Origin of the sequence: Pseudomonas sp. SR18, from assembly GCF_023701505.1 — a bacterium.
GTDB classification, from domain to species: Bacteria; Pseudomonadota; Gammaproteobacteria; order Pseudomonadales; family Pseudomonadaceae; genus Aquipseudomonas; species Aquipseudomonas cyclaminis.
Window position 1 is genome coordinate 97,311 of sequence record NZ_JAMQAU010000009.1, and the last position, 17,040, is coordinate 114,350.

The window sequence follows — 17,040 nt, forward strand, 5'->3', positions numbered from 1 at the left end:
AGTGAGATATTTGTGGGAGGGGGGAAGCCCCCTCCCACATTTTGATTTGTGCTCGGCTTCAGTTCTGGGATTCGCGAATGATCTGGCGAATCGCCCCCACAAACGCCTCAACCGGCTGACCACCGCTGACCGCGTACTGGTCGTTGAACACGATGGTCGGCACCGACGTCACGCCACGGGATGTCCACAGCTGCTCTTGCTCGCGGACGTCGGCGGCGTATTCATCGCTGGCGAGAATCTCGGCCGCGCGCTTGATATCCAGGCCGACGCTCTCGGCAATGATCGCCAGGGTGGCCTGGTCGGACGGGTCCTGGCCATCGGTGAAGTAGGCCTTGAACAACGCTTCCTTGAGGTTGTACTGCAAGCCTTCCAACCCGGCCCAATGCAACAGGCGATGGGCGTCGAAGGTGTTGTAGATGCGGCTCTGGCCATCGGTGCGGAATGCAAAGTCCAGATCGGCGCCCATGTCGCGGATGCGCGCACGGTTGGCCTGGGATTCTTCGGCGGTCGAGCCGTATTTTTCAGTGATGTGCTCGACGATGTTCTGCCCTTCGGCAGGCATGTTCGGGTTCAGTTCGAACGGCTGGAAATGGATCTCGGCCTGCACCTCGGTGCCCAGTTGGTCGAGGGCTTCGGTCAGGCCACGCAGGCCGATGATGCACCAGGGGCAGGACACGTCACTGACGAAATCGATTTTCAGGGGAGTACTCATGGTAGGCAACCTCGTTGGCAGTCATACGCCGCAAAGGTTGCACGATACACCACCTCACAACAGCTTCGCAGGCGCCACCTGATCAATCTGTGCCCAATGGGCCGCGTCTTCACGATGGGCTTGCAGGTACGGCAACACCGCCGTCAGCAGCGGCGCCTTGAAAGCCTCCTGGAAACGATGGGCCATGCCGGGAATCAGCTTCAATTGGCTGCCCTGGATATGCGCCGCCAGGTGCACGCCGTGCATCACCGGCAACAACGGGTCGGCGGTGCCGTGGACGACCAGGGTCGGCACGCGCAACTGGTTGAGCAGCGGTACGCGGCTGGGCTCGGCGAGGATCGCCATGATCTGGCGCTTCACGCCCTCCGGGTTGAAGGCACGGTCGTAAGAGAGCGCCGCCTGGTGCAGCAGCGCCTGGCGATCATCCTTGATCGTCGGGCTGCCCAGCGCGGCCAGCAGATCGGCCTGTTGTTCCAGGGCCACCTCGCGATTGGGCGCGCCGCGCCTCGACAACAGTTGCACCAACGCCGCACTCGGTGCCGGCAAGCCTTCGGCGCCGGAGCTGGTCATGATCAGGGTCAGGCTCTCCACCCGCTGCGGTGCCATGGCCGCCAAATGCTGGGCGATCATGCCGCCCATGCTCGCGCCGAGCACGTGAAATTGCTCGATCTGCAACGCGCTCATCAGCCCGAGTGCATCATCGGCCATATCGGTCAGGGTGTACGGCGCCGCCACCGGCAAGCCGAGCTTGTAGCGCAGCACTTCAAAGGTGAGATTGGCGTTGGCCGGCGCCTGGCGCCAGGTGGACAGGCCGACATCGCGGTTGTCATAGCGGATCACCCTGAAGCCTTGTTGACACAGGGCTTCCACCACTTCGTCCGGCCAATGGATCAATTGCCCACCCAGGCCCATCACCAGCAGCAACGCCGGATCGGACGCACGGCCGATGCTCTGGTAGGCGATGCTCACCGTTTCCAGGTCGACCGTTTGGGTCGGGACATTGACATCACATCGAGACGCCGCAAAAGACGGCAGGCCAAACCAGAAGGCGGCCAGTAAAAGCAACACGCGCATGAAAAACACCGAAACGCAGAACCCCAGTAGAGCGCGAGTCTGATGAAGTTTGTTCAAGCGCGCTGCCACACTTGTATGACCGTTTGATGAAGAGTGCCCAGTGGTCGTGGTCGACACGCCTTGCAACATGAGACAAACTCACGCTATTCAACTTCGTCACAAATTGTCTTCATGGAGAGCCCGTGCTCGAAATCCGTCACCTCAAGACCCTGCACGCCCTGCGCGAAGCCGACAGCCTGGTGGAAGCCGCCGAGCGCCTGCACCTGACGCAATCGGCGCTGTCCCACCAGTTCAAGGAGCTGGAAGAGCGCCTGGGCATGCAGCTGTTCGTGCGCAAGACCAAGCCGCTACGCTTCACCAGCGCCGGCCTGCGCCTGCTGCAACTGGCCGACGCCACCCTGCCCTTGCTGCGCGGCGCCGAACGCGATATCGCACGATTGGCCGGTGGCACCGCTGGGCGCCTGCACATGGCCATCGAATGCCACAGCTGCTTTCAGTGGCTGATGCCGACCATCGACCAGTTCCGCGACGCCTGGCCGGAAGTCGAGCTGGACCTGGCGTCGGGTTTTGCCTTCGCCCCGCTGCCGGCCCTGGCCCGTGGCGACCTGGACCTGGTAGTCACGTCCGACCCGCTGGAACTGCCGGGCATCACTTATGTGCCGCTGTTCACCTACGAAGCCATGCTGGCCGTGGCCAACCAGCACGCGCTGGCGAACAAGTCGTTCATCGTGCCTGAAGACTTGCTGCCCGAAACCCTGATTACCTACCCGGTGGAGCGCGACCGCCTGGACATCTTCACGCGCTTCCTGGAACCCGCCGACATCGAGCCGGCCCAGGTGCGGACCTCGGAGCTGACAGTGATGATGATGCAACTGGTCGCCAGCGGCCGTGGCGTGTGCGGCATGCCCCATTGGGCGCTGCATGAATACAGCTCGCGTGGCTACGTGAAGGCCAAGCGCCTGGGTGAGAAAGGCTTGTTTGCGACGCTGTATGCGGGGATTCGTGCGGACATGCTGGATGCGCCGTACATGCGCGACTTTTTGCTTACGGCCAAGGACACGTCGTTTTCGACATTGGACGGGGTAAGCGCCGTTCGCTGATCAAACCAGCCCTCGCTCCCACAGGTAGATCTCAGTCGGTCTTCAGTTCACGCCACATGTGGATCTTGTCGAAATATTCGACGCCCATCCGCACCGCCAGCGGCTCCAGGCCGTATTGAATGAACCCGCAACGTTGGTACAACGCAAACGCGGCATCATTGCCGGCGGTGACGGTCAGTTGGATCACTTTGAGGCGCGGGTGCTGGCGCGCTTCATCGAGCGCCGCTTCCACCAGGCGTCGGCCCAAGCCCTTGCGCTGATAAGCCTCGGTCACGTACATGCCAAACAACGTTACCTTGTGCCGCGCCTTTTCCCGAGGCTCGAACGCCAGGCCGACAATCCCCGCCAGTTCATCCCCTTCGAAACCGCCCAGCAGCCGATCCAACGGGTTGTCGAGGCGCTTCTCCCACCAGCTCAGCGGCATCAATGCGCGCTCGGCCACGCTGGAGGTAAACGCCTGTGGATAAACCTCATAGGCCTGCAGCATCAAGGCCCGATACACCTGCGCATCAGCCGCCCCGAGCGCGCGAATGTTCATGCGCTGCGCCGTTGCTCAACCATCAGCCGGACGGCCAGGGCGGCGAGGACAAAGCCCATGAAATAGCGCTGCACCGACAGCCATGTGGGGTTGTGCATAAACCACGCGGCGATGGAGGCGGCAAACAGCGAGATCAGCATGTTCACCAGGAAACTCACGCTGATCTGGGTGAAGCCCAGCATCAGGCTCTGGGTAAACACCGAACCGTGTTCCGGGGTGATGAACTGCGGGAACACCGAGAGGTAGAACACCGCGATCTTGGGGTTCAGCGCGCTGGTAAGAAAGCCCATGGTCACCAGTTTGCGGGTGGAGTCCGGCGGCAATTGCTGGGCCTCGAACGGCGAGCGTGCGCCCGGCTTGACCGCTTGCCAGGCCAGCCACAGCAGGTAGAGCGCGCCAGCCCACTTGAGCACTTCATAGGCCATCGGCACCGCGAGGAACACCGCCGTCAAACCGACCGCCGCCGCGAACAGGTGCACAAAGAACCCCGCCACCACACCGAGCAACGACACCATGCCCGCCTTGCGGCCCTGGCAGATCGAACGGGAGATCAGGTAGATCATATTCGGGCCGGGGGTGAGCACCATCAGCAGGCACGCGGCGGCGAAAATCAGCAAGTCGTTGAGTGGGATCACGGGTCAGTCCTTGAGCCTGTGCATCAGGCAGTGGTAGTCAGCGATGAGCGATAGAACGGCAGGATCAAATCACGCGTCAACGGCGCCAGGACCAGGCCGCCATCACCGGCAGGGTCGATCCAGCGGACTTCTTCGATTTCGGCGGCAGGGGCGACGGGCACGTCAATCTGCACTTGGAACAACTCGGCGTCCACGGTGAACCCCGGCTCGTTGGCCGCAGGGGCAGAGAAGTTGCCAAGATAGGCGGCCGCGTTGGGATCGATACGCAGGTTCAGCTCCTCAAACAGTTCCCGGGCCAGGGCCTCGGCCGGTTGCTCGCCGGCATCGATCTTGCCACCGGGCTGCATAAAGGCCTGGGTGCCGCGCTTGCGCACCAGCAGGGTTCGGCCGTCAGCACCGATCAAAAGGGCAGCGGCGATGCGGATAGTGGTGGACATGAAATAAAAGCCTTTAAGTCAAAAGAGTGAACAGTAATGGAACGCGGCTCACGCCTCCTCCGGTTCCTTGATAAATACGCTGTACTTGGCCCCTTCCATTGCCTCGAACGCAATCAGCTTGTCCACCAGCGGCAGGTTCAGCACCTTGCCGGCGTTGAGCAGCAGCATGCCGTTGTCGGCATTGAGATTACGCGCCAGGACCATGCCGGCAGCCAGCTCACGGGTGCTCAAGACCTTGACGGTCGGATCGCCCAAGGTCACGTCGCTGAGAAACGCCGCGCAGGCCTGGACGAAGTCTTCGATCAGCTCGGGGTCATAGAGGCGCCCGGCATATTTGCGGATATATAACAGTGCTTCATCACTGTTCAGGCGCCGTTCGAGGATCAGGCCTTTTTGCAACTCGATGAAGTCCACTGCCAGTTTCAGCAGGCGAGCACCGAACGGAATCGCCTCGCCCTTGAGGTGGTCGGGAAAACCGCTGCCATCCCAACGCTCCTGATGATGACGAATCATCCGCGCCGCATCCTTCATCGGCTCCAGCGTCATCAACAGCGATTCGCTCTGCGCCGGGTAGCCGCGGTAACGCTCGCGATCGGTGCTGTGCAGCTTGTCGGCCGGCTCAACCAACATGCTGTCGCTCCAGCTCAGCTTGCCAATGTTGTACAGCGCCGCCGCCATGGCCAGGTCGCGGGTACTGGCTTCGTCCATGGACTGGGCGGCGCAGTAGACTCGGATCAGATCGATCAACGGGCGGTTGGTTTGTTTGTCCTTGGGTAAACGCAGGTTGGCCAGCAGCGAAAACACTTCGGTGCCCGTCACGTAGCTGCGTTTGAGTTCGTCGTAGGCCAGGTCGAGCATGTCGGCGGTCTGTTGCAGCTCACTGGTGCGTGCCACCACGCGCTTTTCCAGGGTGGAATTCAATAGCTTGAGCTGCTCGTTCTGCTGATGCGTCAGGCGCTCCAGGCGCTGATGCTCCAGGGCCTGTTGCAGGATCAGCTTGAGTTCCTCGTCATTCCAGGGTTTGCCGATATAGCGGTGGATCTGCCCTTCGTTGATCGCCTTGATGATCGTCGGCAGGTCGGCATAACCGGTAAGCAAGATGCGGCTGGTGGCGGGGTAGAGGCGATGAACCTCGGCCAGCAACTGCGCGCCGTCCATGCCGGGCATGCGTGCATCGCTCATCACCAGGTCGATGGGCTGGGCGGCCATGATTTCCAGGGCCTGGGCACCGCTGCCGGCGAGCACCACATCGAATGGCTGGCCGCGCAACAGGCGGCGCAGGCTGTTTAGGATCGACTCTTCATCGTCGACCAGCAAGACTGTGGGTTTCGTAGCCAGTTGTTCATCCATGCGTGCTGCGCCTTCCAATTAAACTGAGTTGAGCTAAATTGAACCCTTGTGCCAAGCCGTCTTACCTCGCTTAACGCGCGGGGTTGATTTGACGCCAACTGGCCGCCAATTTCAAGGGAACCCGACTATGCTGACACAGCAGGTCCGCGCCCCGCGCAGCAATGGAACCAGGGAAGGAATCGTTATGCAGTCGACCCCTTTGCAGGTGAGGAGAGCGTCATGAACTCGAGCTCAGGGCGGGCCAACCGTCGCATCCTGATCGTCGATGATACGGCCTCGATCCATGAAGACTTTCGCAAGATTCTCTGCCCGGCTGTACACGACGAAAAGACCCTGGACAGCCTCGAAGCAACCCTGTTCGGCACCACAGCCGCCCCGCCGCGCCAGTTATTTGTGCTCGACTCTGCCTACCAGGGGCAGGAAGCCCTTGAGCTGGTGAACCAGGCCCTGGCCGCCAACGCGCCTTACGCCATGGTGTTCATTGATATGCGCATGCCGCCCGGCTGGGATGGCCTGCACACCATCGAACAGCTGTGGAACGCCGATCCCAACTTGCAGATCGCCCTGTGTACGGCCTACTCCGACTACTCTTTCGAAGCCATCGAGGCACGGCTGAAATACAACGACCAGTTGCTGATCCTGAAAAAACCCTTCGACCACTTGGAGATCCGCCAGATGGCCAGCGCGCTGACCTGGAAATGGCAGCTCGCCCAGGACGTCGCGCTCAAGATGCTTGGCTTGGAGCGCACCATCGAAGAACGGGTGCAGGAATTGCTCAAGGTCTCGCACCTCCTTCAATACGACGCGCTCACGCAGTTGCCCAACAGCACGCTGCTGGGCGACCGCCTGACCCAGGCCATTGCGCTGGGCCGTCGACATGACACGCAATTGGCGGTGATGTTTATCGGGCTGGACCGATTCAAACGTATCAACAACGCCCTGGGCTATCCGGTAGGCGACGAAGTGCTCCAGCAGGTCAGCCAAAGCCTGATCGCGGCAGTGCGTGCGTCGGACTCGGTGTTTCGCTATGGCACCGACGAGTTTGTGATCCTGCTCAACGATGTCCAGCATCCTCAGCAAACCCAGCACATTGCCCAGAAGCTGCTTAAAACTATCAGCGCCACCCGCCATGTGGCGGGGCATGACCTGAGCGTCACCGCCTGCCTGGGTATCAGTATTTACCCGAATGACAGCGGCAACGCCGTAGAGCTGATCAAGCATGCCGAAACCGCCATGCACACCAGCAAGGAACGCGGCCCGGATAATTTCAGTTTCTATACCGAAGACATGAACCTGCGCGCCCAGCACCAGCAAAACCTGGAAAGCGCGATACGACAGGCACTGGAACGCGATGAATTTGTGTTGCATTACCAGCCAAAACTGGACCTGGCTTCCGGCAACATTGTCGGTGCGGAGGCGCTGATACGCTGGTTCCAGCCGCGCTCGGGGTGGGTCAACCCGGCTGATTTCATTGCGGTGGCTGAAGACAGCGGCTTGATCGTTCCGCTGACCCAATGGGTACTGCGCCAGGCGTGCGAGCAAGCACAGATTTGGCGGGTGATGGGCCTCCCCCCCTTGCGCGTTTCCGTGAATATCTCGGCCATCGACTTTCGCCAGCGCGATTTCGTTGACAACCTGGCGGCGGTTCTCAAGGAAACAGGCCTGCCATCGGCGCAACTGGAGCTGGAAATCACCGAGAGCGTGCTGATGCAGAACGTCGACGAAACCGTGGATATCCTGCAGCGAATCAAGGCCATGGGCGTGCGCCTGGCACTGGATGATTTCGGCACGGGTTATTCCAGCCTCAGCTACCTGCGCCGCTTTCCCATTGATGTGCTGAAAATCGACCAATCCTTCATACGCGGCTTGAACACCAACAGCCAGGACGCGCAGTTGATCACGGCGATCATCGGCATGGGCAAGAGCCTGGAACTCAATATCATCGCCGAAGGGGTGGAAACCACCGAACAACTGGACTTCCTGAAAACGCTGGAGTGCGAAGAAGGCCAGGGTTTTCTGTTCAGCAAAGCCGTGCCGGCGAAAGATTTCGCCCAGTTGCTGCAGGTCGGCCGTGCGATGCCGATAACCCGACAATAGCCCCACGCTTGCAAGGAGTGCTCGCTTGAATGAAGTCTCAACCTATGGTTTGGGTCTGGCCGTCATGGTGGGACTCAGCATGCCACTGCCGGCCGCCCCTCTGGACGAGGCGCTCAAGCCTTTGCCGCCAGTGACGGTGCTGGACGCAGCCAAAGTCGAACTGGGTCGCCAGTTGTTCAATGAGCCACGCCTGTCGGTGAATAACACGCTCTCCTGCGCCAGTTGCCATCAGCTGGAAGCCGGGGGTGCTGACAACAAGCCTTTCTCCATCGGCTTCGACGGCAAACCGGTGGAGATCAATACCCCCTCCGTATTCAACGCCAGCCTGAATTTCAAGCAGTTCTGGAATGGCCGGGTGGACACGCTGGAAGCCCAGGTCGAGCAAGTGGTCATCAGCCCGGCGGAAATGGGCAGCGACTGGAAAACCGTGGTGCAGAATCTAACCGCCCTGCCCGCCTACCAGAACGCCTTCAATCAGGCCTACCCCGACGGCGTCACCGCAGCCAATGTGCAAAACGCCCTGGCCACCTATGAACGCACGCTGCTCACCCCCAATTCGCGCTTCGACCAATACCTGCTGGGCAACACCGACATCCTCACGAAGCAGGAAAAATACGGCTATCAGCGTTTCAAGGATTACGGCTGCATCGCCTGCCATCAGGGCGTGAATATCGGCGGCAATATGTTCCAGAAATTCGGGGTGATGGGTGACTACTTCAAGGCGCGGGGCAACCCGGTCGAATCAGACCTGGGGCGCTACCTGCTGACCAAGGACGAAGAAGACCGCCATGTGTTCAAGGTGCCCAGCCTGCGCAATGTGGCCGTCACCGCGCCGTACTTTCACGACGCCTCGGCCAAGACCCTGGCCGAGGCGGTGGACGTGATGTTCAAGTACCAGCTGGGGCGCAACCCGTCCCAGGAAGATAAAGACCTGATCATCCAGTTTCTCAAGACCTTGACCGGCGAATGGGCGGGCAAGCCTCTATGACCCTTACCCGCCGCCGCACCAGCCAACTCTTGCTCGGCCTGATCGCCCTGCTGCTGGCCTCGACACTGGTATTTCTGTACCTCAAGTCCTCCCGCGACCAAACGGCCACCTATACCCAGTCACGGGACTTGATCCGCCAGCTCAAGCAGCTCAATGCCCAATGGGACAGCGAAGTGCTCAAGGCGCGGATCGCGCTCACCCACAACTACGACCCGCTGGTTACGCCGCTCGCGGACATGACACAACTGTGGGCCAAACTGGGCAGTGACGCGTTTTACCACGGCCCCGAAGACCTGCCCCGCTGGAAGGCCAGCACAGAGGCGTATGAGGCAGCCATCCAGGAAAAAGCCCGGTTGGTCGACCAGTTCAAATCCCACAATGCCGTGCTGCGCAACTCACTGGCTTTTTTGCCAACCGCCGAAGATGACATCCAGGCGCAGTTCAATCGCATTGACGACGCAGGCCGCCTGCAACTGCAAGATGTGGCCACCGACACCTACGATCTTCTGCTCAGCAGCCTTGAATTCGCCCAGGTCACCAGCGACGAGCGCGCCGCCGATATCCTGGTGGGCCTGGGCAAGCTGGCGATCAACAAAGATCGCCTGCCGATTGAGTTCCAGGCCCCGGTGGAGATCCTCAGCAACCACATCTCGCTGATCCTGCGCGAACAGCCGGTGGTCAACGGCCTGCTCGAACGCATTGCCGCAGTCCCCGTGGCCGACCGCCTGGACGAGCTGAACAACCACCTCAATCAGGACCAGCAAGCCGCCGACCTGATCGACCATCAATACCACCTCTACCTGCTGATCTTCTCGACGTTGTTGGTGGTATTGCTGCTCTATCTGGCGGTGCGCCTGCTGCGCAGTTTCGCCGAGATCAACCGGGTCAACCGCGCCTTGCAAGCAGCCAATGAAACCCTGGAGCAACGGGTGGAACGGCGCACCCAGCAGCTCAAGGATGCCCAGAGCGAACTGCTGGACAGCGCCCGCCAGGCCGGCATGGCGGAGATCGCCACCAACGTGCTGCACAACGTTGGCAATGTGCTCAACAGCGTGAATATCTCCGCCGACCTGGTCACCCGCAAACTGCGCAGCAGCAAGGCATTGGGATTGGGCAAGGCCATGCAGTTGATCAACGAACACACGGCTGACCTGGGCACCTTCCTGACCCAGGATGAAAAGGGCAAGCTGCTGCCGGGCTACCTCAACCAACTGGTGGAGGCCATTGCCATCGAACAGCAAGGCATGGCCGATGAACTGGCGCAACTGAGCAAAAGCGTTGACCACATCAAGGACATCGTCTCTACCCAGCAATCCTATGCCGGTGCATCCACGCTGATGGAGCCGGTGCATATCAGCGCCCTGATGGAAGACGCCCTGCGCATGAACGCCGGCGCGCTGAGCCGCCACCACGTCACAGTGGTCAAGGAATATGGGCAAGTGCCGGAAATCATGGCCGACAAACACCGGTTGCTGCTGATCATGGTCAACCTGATCAGCAACGCCAAATACGCCATGTCCAACCTCACCGACCGGCCACGGCAGATGACCCTGGCGGTGCAACAATTGGACGACGCCACCTTGCAGATCAGCGTGAAGGACGAAGGCGAAGGCATCCCCGCCGAGAACATGACCCGGATCTTCACCCACGGTTTCACCACCCGCAAGGAGGGCCACGGCTTCGGCCTGCACAGTTGCGCCCTGGCCGCCGTGGAAATGCACGGCCAGCTCAGCGCCCGCAGCGACGGGCCGGGGCTGGGCGCAGTGTTCACCTTGACGATTCCTCTGACCCTTGCCGGAAGCCCGCCATGAACCAACCACCTAACCGGCGCATTTTGCTGATCGACGATACCCCGTCGATCCACGACGATTTCCGCAAGATCCTGATGCCAACCGGTGAATCGAACCAGGCGCTGGATGATATGGAGTCGGCACTGTTCGGCGACACCAGCAAACCCACGGTACAACCCTTTGAGCTGCACTCGGCCTATGGCGGAGAGGAAGGCCTGCAGCTGCTCGCCACGGCCATGGCAGAAACCCGGCCCTATGCCCTGGCGTTTGTGGACATGCGCATGCCCCAAGGCTGGGACGGGGCCAAGACCATCGAAGAGTTGTGGAAAGTCGACCCTGGCCTGCAGGTGGTGGTGTGCACCGCGTATTCGGATTATTCCTGGGATGACCTGCTGCATCGCCTGCAGGGCTACGATCGTTTGCTGATCCTGAAAAAACCGTTCGACAACATCGAAGTCCAGCAGATGGCCAATACCCTGGCCAACAAATGGGACATGGCTCGCCGCGCCTCACTGCAAACCGCCCACCTGGAGCAGTTGGTGGAACAGCGCACCCTGGCGCTGCAAGTGGAAATCGACGAGCGCAAGCAACTGGAAAGCCAACTGGTACAGTCGGAAAAGCTCGCATCCCTGGGGCAGTTGGCCGCGGGCGTGGCCCATGAGATCAATAACCCGGTGGGGTTTATCTCGTCCAACCTCAGCACGCTCGATGGCTACTTCAACCAGCTGCAACAGATGCTGGAAGCTTACCGGCTGGCCGAGGACAGCCTCGCGCAGGGCGAGCAACTCAAAGCCCTGCGCACCGAACTGGAACTGGATTTTCTCAAGGACGACATTCCCCTGTTGATCAGGGAGTCCAAGGAAGGCATCGGGCGCGTGGTGCAAATCGTCAAGGACCTGAAAAACTTCTCGCGGGTCGACAATGACCAGACCTGGCAATTTGCAAACCTGCAGCAGGGCATCGACTCCACGCTGAACATCGTCGCCAGCGAGCTCAAGTACAAGGCCGACGTGATCAAACGCTATACGCCATTGCCGGAAATCGAATGCCTGGCCTCGCAACTCAACCAAGTGGTCATGAACCTGGTGATCAACGCCGCGCAAGCCATGGGGCCGGAGCGCGGCACCATTACCATCAGCAACGGCGTGGAAGGCGAGAACGTGTGGCTGGAAGTGGCGGACAACGGCTGCGGGATTGACCCGCAGGCCATGCAGAAAATTTTTGATCCATTCTTCACCACCAAACCAGTGGGCGAAGGGACGGGGCTGGGGTTGTCACTCTCCTACGGCATCGTCAAAAAACACCGTGGCGATATCTCCGTGAGCAGTGAGCTGGGCAAAGGCACGCGGTTTCGCGTGGTGCTGCCGATTCGGCAGACGGCGGCGTAGGGCACGCCGCCGCATCATGCTCACGCCTCGGCTTTTTTCGGACTCGACCCAAACGCCGCAAAGCGCTTGTTGAACCCGGCAATCCGGCCTTCGACCTGGGTCTTGCGCTGCTGGCCGGTGTAGATCGGATGCGACGCGCTGGATACGTCCAGCGGGATGTACGGGTAGGTGTTGCCGTCGCTGTGTTGATGGGTGCGATCGCTGTCGGCGGTGGAGCCGATCAGGAAGAACACGTCGGCAGCGGTGTCGTGGAACAGCACTGTGCGGTAGTCGGGATGGATACCAGCTTTCATGGGGCCTCCGGGGCGTTTGGTTGCGACTTTATTGTTATACAGTAACACCAAATAAGCCTACAAACGAGAACCGATTGCAATAAGAAACGACCGGGGCGGCATATGAAGAATAAACCCCCAGGTTGTTTGTGGTTTCCGGACTGGCGCAGAATGCCCCATCGACCTCAGAGTCCGAACCAAGGAAACCGTATGAGCCTGTCCTTGCTAAGCCGCTACGCCTTTTTTGCTGTGTGCGTCATTTTTACCCTCGCCAGCCTCCCCTTTATCGAACATGAATGGCTGTGGCCCATCACCCTGGTCACCGGCGTGCTGAGCCTGATCGGCATTTTCGACCTGCTGCAAAGCCCCCACGCGGTGCGCCGCAACTACCCGATCCTGGGCAATATCCGTTATTTGGTGGAAGCCATTCGCCCGGAAATCCGCCAGTACCTGCTCGAATCCGATAGCGACGCCCTGCCCTTCTCCCGCTCGCAACGCTCGCTGGTCTACTCCCGCGCCAAGAACGAAACCGCCGACAAACCCTTCGGCACCCTCATCGACGTGTACCAGTCGGGCTTCGAATTCATCGGCCACTCCATGCGCCCGGCGCCGCTGAGCGATCCCAGCACGTTTCGTGTGATGGTCGGCGGCCCGCAATGCACACAGCCGTACTCGGCGTCGGTGTTCAATATCTCGGCAATGAGTTTTGGCTCCCTGAGCGCCAACGCCATTCGGGCGCTCAACCATGGCGCCAAGCTGGGCAACTTTGCCCACGACACCGGCGAAGGCAGCATCAGCCCCTATCACCGTGAAAACGGCGGCGACCTGACCTGGGAACTGGGCAGCGGCTACTTTGGCTGTCGCACCAGCGATGGCCGTTTCGACCCGGAACGTTTCGCTGTGCAGGCGCAGAACCCGCAGGTGCGCATGATCGAAATCAAGATGAGCCAGGGTGCCAAACCTGGCCATGGCGGGATCCTGCCCAAGCATAAAGTGACCAAGGAAATCGCCGAAACCCGTGGCATCCTGATGGGCGAAGACTGCGTCTCACCGTCGCGCCACAGCGCGTTTTCCACGCCCATCGAACTGATGCAGTTCATCGCCCAACTGCGCGAACTGTCTGGCGGTAAGCCGGTAGGTTTCAAGTTCTGCCTGGGCCATCCGTGGGAATTCATGGGCATCGCCAAGGCCATGTTGGAGACCGGCATCCTGCCCGACTTTATCGTGGTCGACGGCAAGGAAGGCGGTACCGGCGCCGCGCCCGTGGAGTTCACCGACCATATCGGCGTGCCGCTACGTGAAGGCCTGTTGTTTGTGCACAACACCTTGGTGGGCTTGAACCTGCGCGACAAGATCAAGCTCGGCGCCAGCGGCAAGATCGTCAGCGCCTTCGACATCGCCAGCGTCCTGGCCATCGGTGCCGACTGGGCCAACTCGGCGCGCGGCTTTATGTTCGCCATCGGCTGCATCCAGTCGCAAAGCTGCCACACCAACAAATGCCCGACCGGCGTCGCCACCCAGGACCCATTGCGCCAACGCGCCCTGGTGGTGCCGGACAAAGCCCAGCGCGTGTTCAACTTCCACCGCAACACCCTCAAGGCGTTGGCAGAAATGCTCGCGGCGGCGGGCCTGGATCATCCGTCGCAGCTGTCAGCCAAGCATTTGGTGCGACGCATGTCAGCGACCGAGATCAAGCTGTTCTCGCAACTGCATGTGTTCCTCAAGCCGGGTGAATTGCTCACCGGTGAAGTGAACGGCGAGTTTTATTCACGTATGTGGCAGATGGCGCGGGCGGACAGTTTTGAGCCGCATGAGTCAGCAGTCGCCTGATGGACGCGTTCTAACCCCCCTCTGCTGAACCGGACCATCGACGGCATCGTTGAAACAAGGAGATTCACATGCCGTTAAGGTCGTGCGCGCAATTGAGACATTCAGTAATACCCAACCTTTGCAATTGCTTACAAATACCGCCAACCTGCGCCCGCCCGACGCACGGCGTACGACATCACCGCCGCCTGCCTGTCCTTAATAAACCTACTTGTTCAAGAGCCCGCTGCCATGCTGAACGGACGCGACCCGCGCATCGATTTTTTTCGGGGCCTGGCGTTGATCTTCATTTTCTGGGATCACGTCCCCCACAACCCCCTCGGTCAAATCACCTTGCGCAACATCGGTTTCAGCGATGCCGCCGAAGTGTTCGTATTCCTGGCCGGCTATGCCTCGGTGCTGGCCTACGGCAAGGTCCTGCAGCGCGAGGGTTACTGGATGGCTGGCCTGAAGATCCTGCGTCGGACCTGGGTGTTGTACGTGGTGCATATCTTTTTGCTGGCGATGCTGATGGGCATCGTGTTCTTCGCCAACAGCCATGTGGAAACCCGCGACCTCGTCGAAGAGATGGGCCTGACGCACTTCGTTACCCACCCGCAGCAGGCGCTGACCGATGAGTTGCTACTGCGCTTCAAGCCCAACCTGATGGACCCGTTGCCGTTGTACATCGTGCTGCTGGCCGGCCTGTCGCTGGTGCTGCCGTTGTTGCTGCGCCAGACCTGGCTGGTGGTGGGCGCGTCGATGACGGTGTACCTGCTGGCGCCGTGGATGGGCTGGAACCTGCGGGCGATTGCCGACGGCGTGTGGTACTTCAACCCGGTCACCTGGCAGTTGCTGTTCGTGCTCGGCGGCGCAGCGGCGATTCATGCCAGCCGGCCACGCCCGCTGCAAAACCAGGCCTTATCCCGGCAGCCGTTATTCCTCGCCGCAGCCGCCTATGTGCTGGCCGCTGGCGTGATCACCCTGTCGTGGCGCTGGCCCGAGATCCATGACGCGTGGATGCCATCGGCCCTCAGTGACTGGCTGTACCCCATCAGCAAGACCGACCTGTCGCCGGTGCGGTTGCTGCACTTCCTGGCCCTGGCCTACGTCACCGCCAAACTGCTGCCGGGCCGCGGCTGGACGCAAAACTGGCTGGCGCAACAAACCTGCCGCATGGGCCGTTACTCCCTGGAAGTGTTCTGCCTCGGCGTGTTGCTGGCACCGTTGGCGGACATGGTCAACGCCATGGCCGGCGATGCGTTCGCCATGCAGATTTTGACCGCTCTGGCAGGCACTGCCTTGATGGCCTTGCTGGGAGCCTGGCTGGAGTTCAACAAACGCCTGAACCAATCTACAAAAATGGCCCAGGCCTGAAAAACAAAAAGCCCCGATCAAGGGGCTTTTTGTTGTCCGTCTGGCTATCAGGCCGCTGAACGCACCGCCGCGTTCGTCGGCTGCAACTTGAACACATAGAACAACACCGTCAGCAGCACCAGGAACACCGGCCCCACATACAGTGCAATGCGCGTGTCCGGGAAGTACGCCATCAAGCCCACCACCAATACCAGGAAGGCCAGTGCCAGGTACGAACTGACCGGGTACAGCCACATGCGGTACTTGAGGTTTTTCTGTTCGGCCGGGCTCAGGCTCTTACGGAACTTGAGCTGGGCCAGCAGGATCATCACCCAGGTCCAGATCGCGCCAAAGGTGGCAATGGAGGTCACCCAGACGAAGACTTTTTCCGGCACCAGGTAGTTGAGCAACACGCCCAGCAACAACGCGCCGATGGACAACAGCAGCGCCTTGCGCGGAACGCCGTTGCTGGAGGTGGTGCCGAACGCGGCCGGGGCCTGGCCGTTCTGCGCCAGGCTGTAGAGCATGCGCCCGGTGCTGAAGATGCCGCCGTTGCACGACGACAGCGCCGCTGTGATCACCACGAAGTTGATGATGCCGGCAGCGGTCTTGATGCCCAGGCGCTCAAAGGTCATCACAAACGGGCTGCCCTGGGTGCCGATTTCGTTCCATGGGTAGATCGACAGAATCACAAACAGCGCGCCGACATAGAACAACAGAATGCGCCAGAACACCGAGCCGATGGCATTGGGAATGGTCTTCTGCGGGTTCTTCGCTTCACCGGCGGTGAGGCCGATCATCTCCACACCCAGGTAGGCGAACATCACCATTTGCAGAGACATCAGCACACCCTGCACACCATTGGGCATGAAGCCGCCGTGGGCCCACAGGTTGGAAATCCCCAACGCCACGCCATCGTTGCCAAAACCGAACGCGATGATGCCCACGCCGCCGATCACCATCGCAATGATGGTGACGATCTTGATCAACGCGAACCAGAATTCGAACTCACCGAAGGCCTTGACCGCGATCAGGTTGATGGTGCCCATGCTGATCAGGGCCGCCAGGGCCCAGATCCAGCGCGGCGTATCGGGGAACCACACGCCCATGTACACCGCCACGGCGGTGATCTCCGCCACGCAGGTCACCAGCCACAGGAACCAGTAATTCCAGCCGGTCAGAAAACCCGCCAACGGGCCGAGGTAATCCTGTGCATAGCGACTGAAGGAGCCGGCCACCGGATTGTGCACAGCCATCTCGCCGAGGGCGCGCATGATCACCAGGATGGCCAGGCCACCGATGATGTAGGAGAGCATGATGGCCGGACCGGCCATTTCGATGGCCTTGGCCGAACCGAGGAACAGGCCGACACCGATACAGGCGCCGAGCGCCATCAGGCGAATATGCCGCTCGCCCAGTTCGCGTTTGAGCGGGCCGCCCGAAGCGGTCTCGCCCTGGGGCAGGTGATTGCCGACTGGCATAGGGATACAACCTCGT

The 17,040-nt window shown here is 60.7% G+C and carries 15 protein-coding genes; 7 read left to right on the forward strand and 8 right to left on the reverse strand.

Features of this window, described 5'->3' with window-relative positions:
* Positions 1–58: 58 nt before the first annotated feature.
* Together NDJ82_RS15225 and NDJ82_RS15230 are read right to left on the reverse strand one after the other, a co-directional pair.
* Positions 59–712: a DsbA family oxidoreductase gene (locus tag NDJ82_RS15225; protein WP_250925781.1), complete on the reverse strand. Its 654-nt coding sequence runs from the start codon at positions 710–712 to the stop codon at positions 59–61.
* A gap of 54 nt (positions 713–766) precedes the next feature.
* Positions 767–1,786, reverse strand: coding sequence for an alpha/beta fold hydrolase (locus tag NDJ82_RS15230; RefSeq protein ID WP_099583509.1), 1,020 nt, complete (start codon positions 1,784–1,786; stop codon positions 767–769).
* 182 nt (positions 1,787–1,968) lie between these two features.
* On the opposite strand from NDJ82_RS15230, the gene metR reads away from it, so the two are divergent.
* Positions 1,969–2,886: a transcriptional regulator MetR gene (metR, locus tag NDJ82_RS15235; RefSeq protein WP_099583510.1), complete on the forward strand. Its 918-nt coding sequence runs from the start codon at positions 1,969–1,971 to the stop codon at positions 2,884–2,886.
* 31 nt (positions 2,887–2,917) lie between these two features.
* Here metR and NDJ82_RS15240 read toward each other — a convergent pair whose 3' ends face one another.
* From NDJ82_RS15240 to nosR, 4 genes are read right to left on the reverse strand one after another with little or no spacing between them, the layout of a single operon-like run.
* Positions 2,918–3,424: a GNAT family N-acetyltransferase gene (locus tag NDJ82_RS15240; RefSeq protein ID WP_250925782.1), complete on the reverse strand. Its 507-nt coding sequence runs from the start codon at positions 3,422–3,424 to the stop codon at positions 2,918–2,920.
* Positions 3,421–4,059 carry a LysE family translocator gene (locus NDJ82_RS15245; protein WP_099583512.1) on the reverse strand — a complete coding sequence of 213 codons (639 nt, stop codon included), beginning with the start codon at positions 4,057–4,059 and terminating at the stop codon, positions 3,421–3,423. Before NDJ82_RS15245 ends, NDJ82_RS15240 begins: the two co-directional genes overlap by 4 nt.
* Before the next feature lie 23 nt (positions 4,060–4,082).
* Positions 4,083–4,496 carry an NUDIX hydrolase gene (locus tag NDJ82_RS15250; RefSeq protein ID WP_191947181.1) on the reverse strand — a complete coding sequence of 138 codons (414 nt, stop codon included), beginning with the start codon at positions 4,494–4,496 and terminating at the stop codon, positions 4,083–4,085.
* Positions 4,497–4,544: 48 nt separating this feature from the next.
* Complete coding sequence (nosR, locus tag NDJ82_RS15255; protein WP_099583514.1) at positions 4,545–5,846, reverse strand: response regulator c-di-GMP phosphodiesterase, NosR family; 1,302 nt, start codon at positions 5,844–5,846, stop codon at positions 4,545–4,547.
* Between the two features lie 219 nt (positions 5,847–6,065).
* On the opposite strand from nosR, the gene NDJ82_RS15260 reads away from it, so the two are divergent.
* The 4 genes from NDJ82_RS15260 to NDJ82_RS15275 all read left to right on the forward strand — a co-directional run bounded on the left by NDJ82_RS15260 (position 6,066) and on the right by NDJ82_RS15275 (position 12,109).
* Complete coding sequence (locus NDJ82_RS15260) at positions 6,066–7,943, forward strand: putative bifunctional diguanylate cyclase/phosphodiesterase (protein ID WP_250925783.1); 1,878 nt, start codon at positions 6,066–6,068, stop codon at positions 7,941–7,943.
* A gap of 64 nt (positions 7,944–8,007) precedes the next feature.
* The gene (locus tag NDJ82_RS15265) at positions 8,008–8,931 is read left to right on the forward strand and encodes a cytochrome-c peroxidase (protein WP_250925835.1); all 924 of its coding nucleotides are present in this window, start codon (positions 8,008–8,010) and stop codon (positions 8,929–8,931) included.
* On the forward strand, positions 8,928–10,742 hold the full coding sequence (locus tag NDJ82_RS15270; protein WP_191958227.1) for a DAHL domain-containing sensor histidine kinase: 1,815 nt from the start codon (positions 8,928–8,930) through the stop codon (positions 10,740–10,742). Before NDJ82_RS15265 ends, NDJ82_RS15270 begins: the two co-directional genes overlap by 4 nt.
* Positions 10,739–12,109, forward strand: coding sequence for an ATP-binding protein (locus NDJ82_RS15275; RefSeq protein ID WP_099583516.1), 1,371 nt, complete (start codon positions 10,739–10,741; stop codon positions 12,107–12,109). Before NDJ82_RS15270 ends, NDJ82_RS15275 begins: the two co-directional genes overlap by 4 nt.
* A gap of 20 nt (positions 12,110–12,129) precedes the next feature.
* Here NDJ82_RS15275 and NDJ82_RS15280 read toward each other — a convergent pair whose 3' ends face one another.
* The gene (locus NDJ82_RS15280) at positions 12,130–12,402 is read right to left on the reverse strand and encodes a type B 50S ribosomal protein L31 (protein WP_099583517.1); all 273 of its coding nucleotides are present in this window, start codon (positions 12,400–12,402) and stop codon (positions 12,130–12,132) included.
* A gap of 189 nt (positions 12,403–12,591) precedes the next feature.
* Here NDJ82_RS15280 and NDJ82_RS15285 point away from each other — a divergent pair, with 189 nt between their 5' ends.
* Positions 12,592–14,211, forward strand: a complete 1,620-nt coding sequence (locus NDJ82_RS15285) for an FMN-binding glutamate synthase family protein (protein ID WP_158878435.1) — start codon at positions 12,592–12,594, stop codon at positions 14,209–14,211.
* A gap of 228 nt (positions 14,212–14,439) precedes the next feature.
* The gene (locus NDJ82_RS15290) at positions 14,440–15,564 is read left to right on the forward strand and encodes an OpgC family protein (RefSeq protein WP_191958226.1); all 1,125 of its coding nucleotides are present in this window, start codon (positions 14,440–14,442) and stop codon (positions 15,562–15,564) included.
* A 47-nt stretch (positions 15,565–15,611) separates the two neighbouring features.
* Here the strand turns inward: NDJ82_RS15290 and NDJ82_RS15295 are convergent, their stop codons facing one another.
* On the reverse strand, positions 15,612–17,024 hold the full coding sequence (locus tag NDJ82_RS15295) for an amino acid permease (RefSeq protein WP_099583520.1): 1,413 nt from the start codon (positions 17,022–17,024) through the stop codon (positions 15,612–15,614).
* Positions 17,025–17,040: the final 16 nt, after the last annotated feature.

Excerpts from the sequence above, each read along its gene's own strand:
- NDJ82_RS15265 (WP_250925835.1), top strand. The coding sequence starts at position 8,008 with ATGGTGGGACTCAGCATGCCACTGCCGGCCGCCCCTCTGGACGAGGCG.
- NDJ82_RS15290 (WP_191958226.1), top strand. The coding sequence starts at position 14,440 with ATGCTGAACGGACGCGACCCGCGCATCGATTTTTTTCGGGGCCTGGCG.
- NDJ82_RS15230 (WP_099583509.1), bottom strand. The coding sequence starts at position 1,786 with ATGCGCGTGTTGCTTTTACTGGCCGCCTTCTGGTTTGGCCTGCCGTCT.
- NDJ82_RS15240 (WP_250925782.1), bottom strand. The coding sequence starts at position 3,424 with ATGAACATTCGCGCGCTCGGGGCGGCTGATGCGCAGGTGTATCGGGCC.
- nosR (WP_099583514.1), bottom strand. The coding sequence starts at position 5,846 with ATGGATGAACAACTGGCTACGAAACCCACAGTCTTGCTGGTCGACGAT.
- NDJ82_RS15270 (WP_191958227.1), top strand. The coding sequence starts at position 8,928 with ATGACCCTTACCCGCCGCCGCACCAGCCAACTCTTGCTCGGCCTGATC.
- NDJ82_RS15295 (WP_099583520.1), bottom strand. The coding sequence starts at position 17,024 with ATGCCAGTCGGCAATCACCTGCCCCAGGGCGAGACCGCTTCGGGCGGC.
- NDJ82_RS15225 (WP_250925781.1), bottom strand. The coding sequence starts at position 712 with ATGAGTACTCCCCTGAAAATCGATTTCGTCAGTGACGTGTCCTGCCCC.
- NDJ82_RS15250 (WP_191947181.1), bottom strand. The coding sequence starts at position 4,496 with ATGTCCACCACTATCCGCATCGCCGCTGCCCTTTTGATCGGTGCTGAC.
- NDJ82_RS15280 (WP_099583517.1), bottom strand. The coding sequence starts at position 12,402 with ATGAAAGCTGGTATCCATCCCGACTACCGCACAGTGCTGTTCCACGAC.
- NDJ82_RS15260 (WP_250925783.1), top strand. The coding sequence starts at position 6,066 with ATGAACTCGAGCTCAGGGCGGGCCAACCGTCGCATCCTGATCGTCGAT.
- NDJ82_RS15285 (WP_158878435.1), top strand. The coding sequence starts at position 12,592 with ATGAGCCTGTCCTTGCTAAGCCGCTACGCCTTTTTTGCTGTGTGCGTC.
- NDJ82_RS15275 (WP_099583516.1), top strand. The coding sequence starts at position 10,739 with ATGAACCAACCACCTAACCGGCGCATTTTGCTGATCGACGATACCCCG.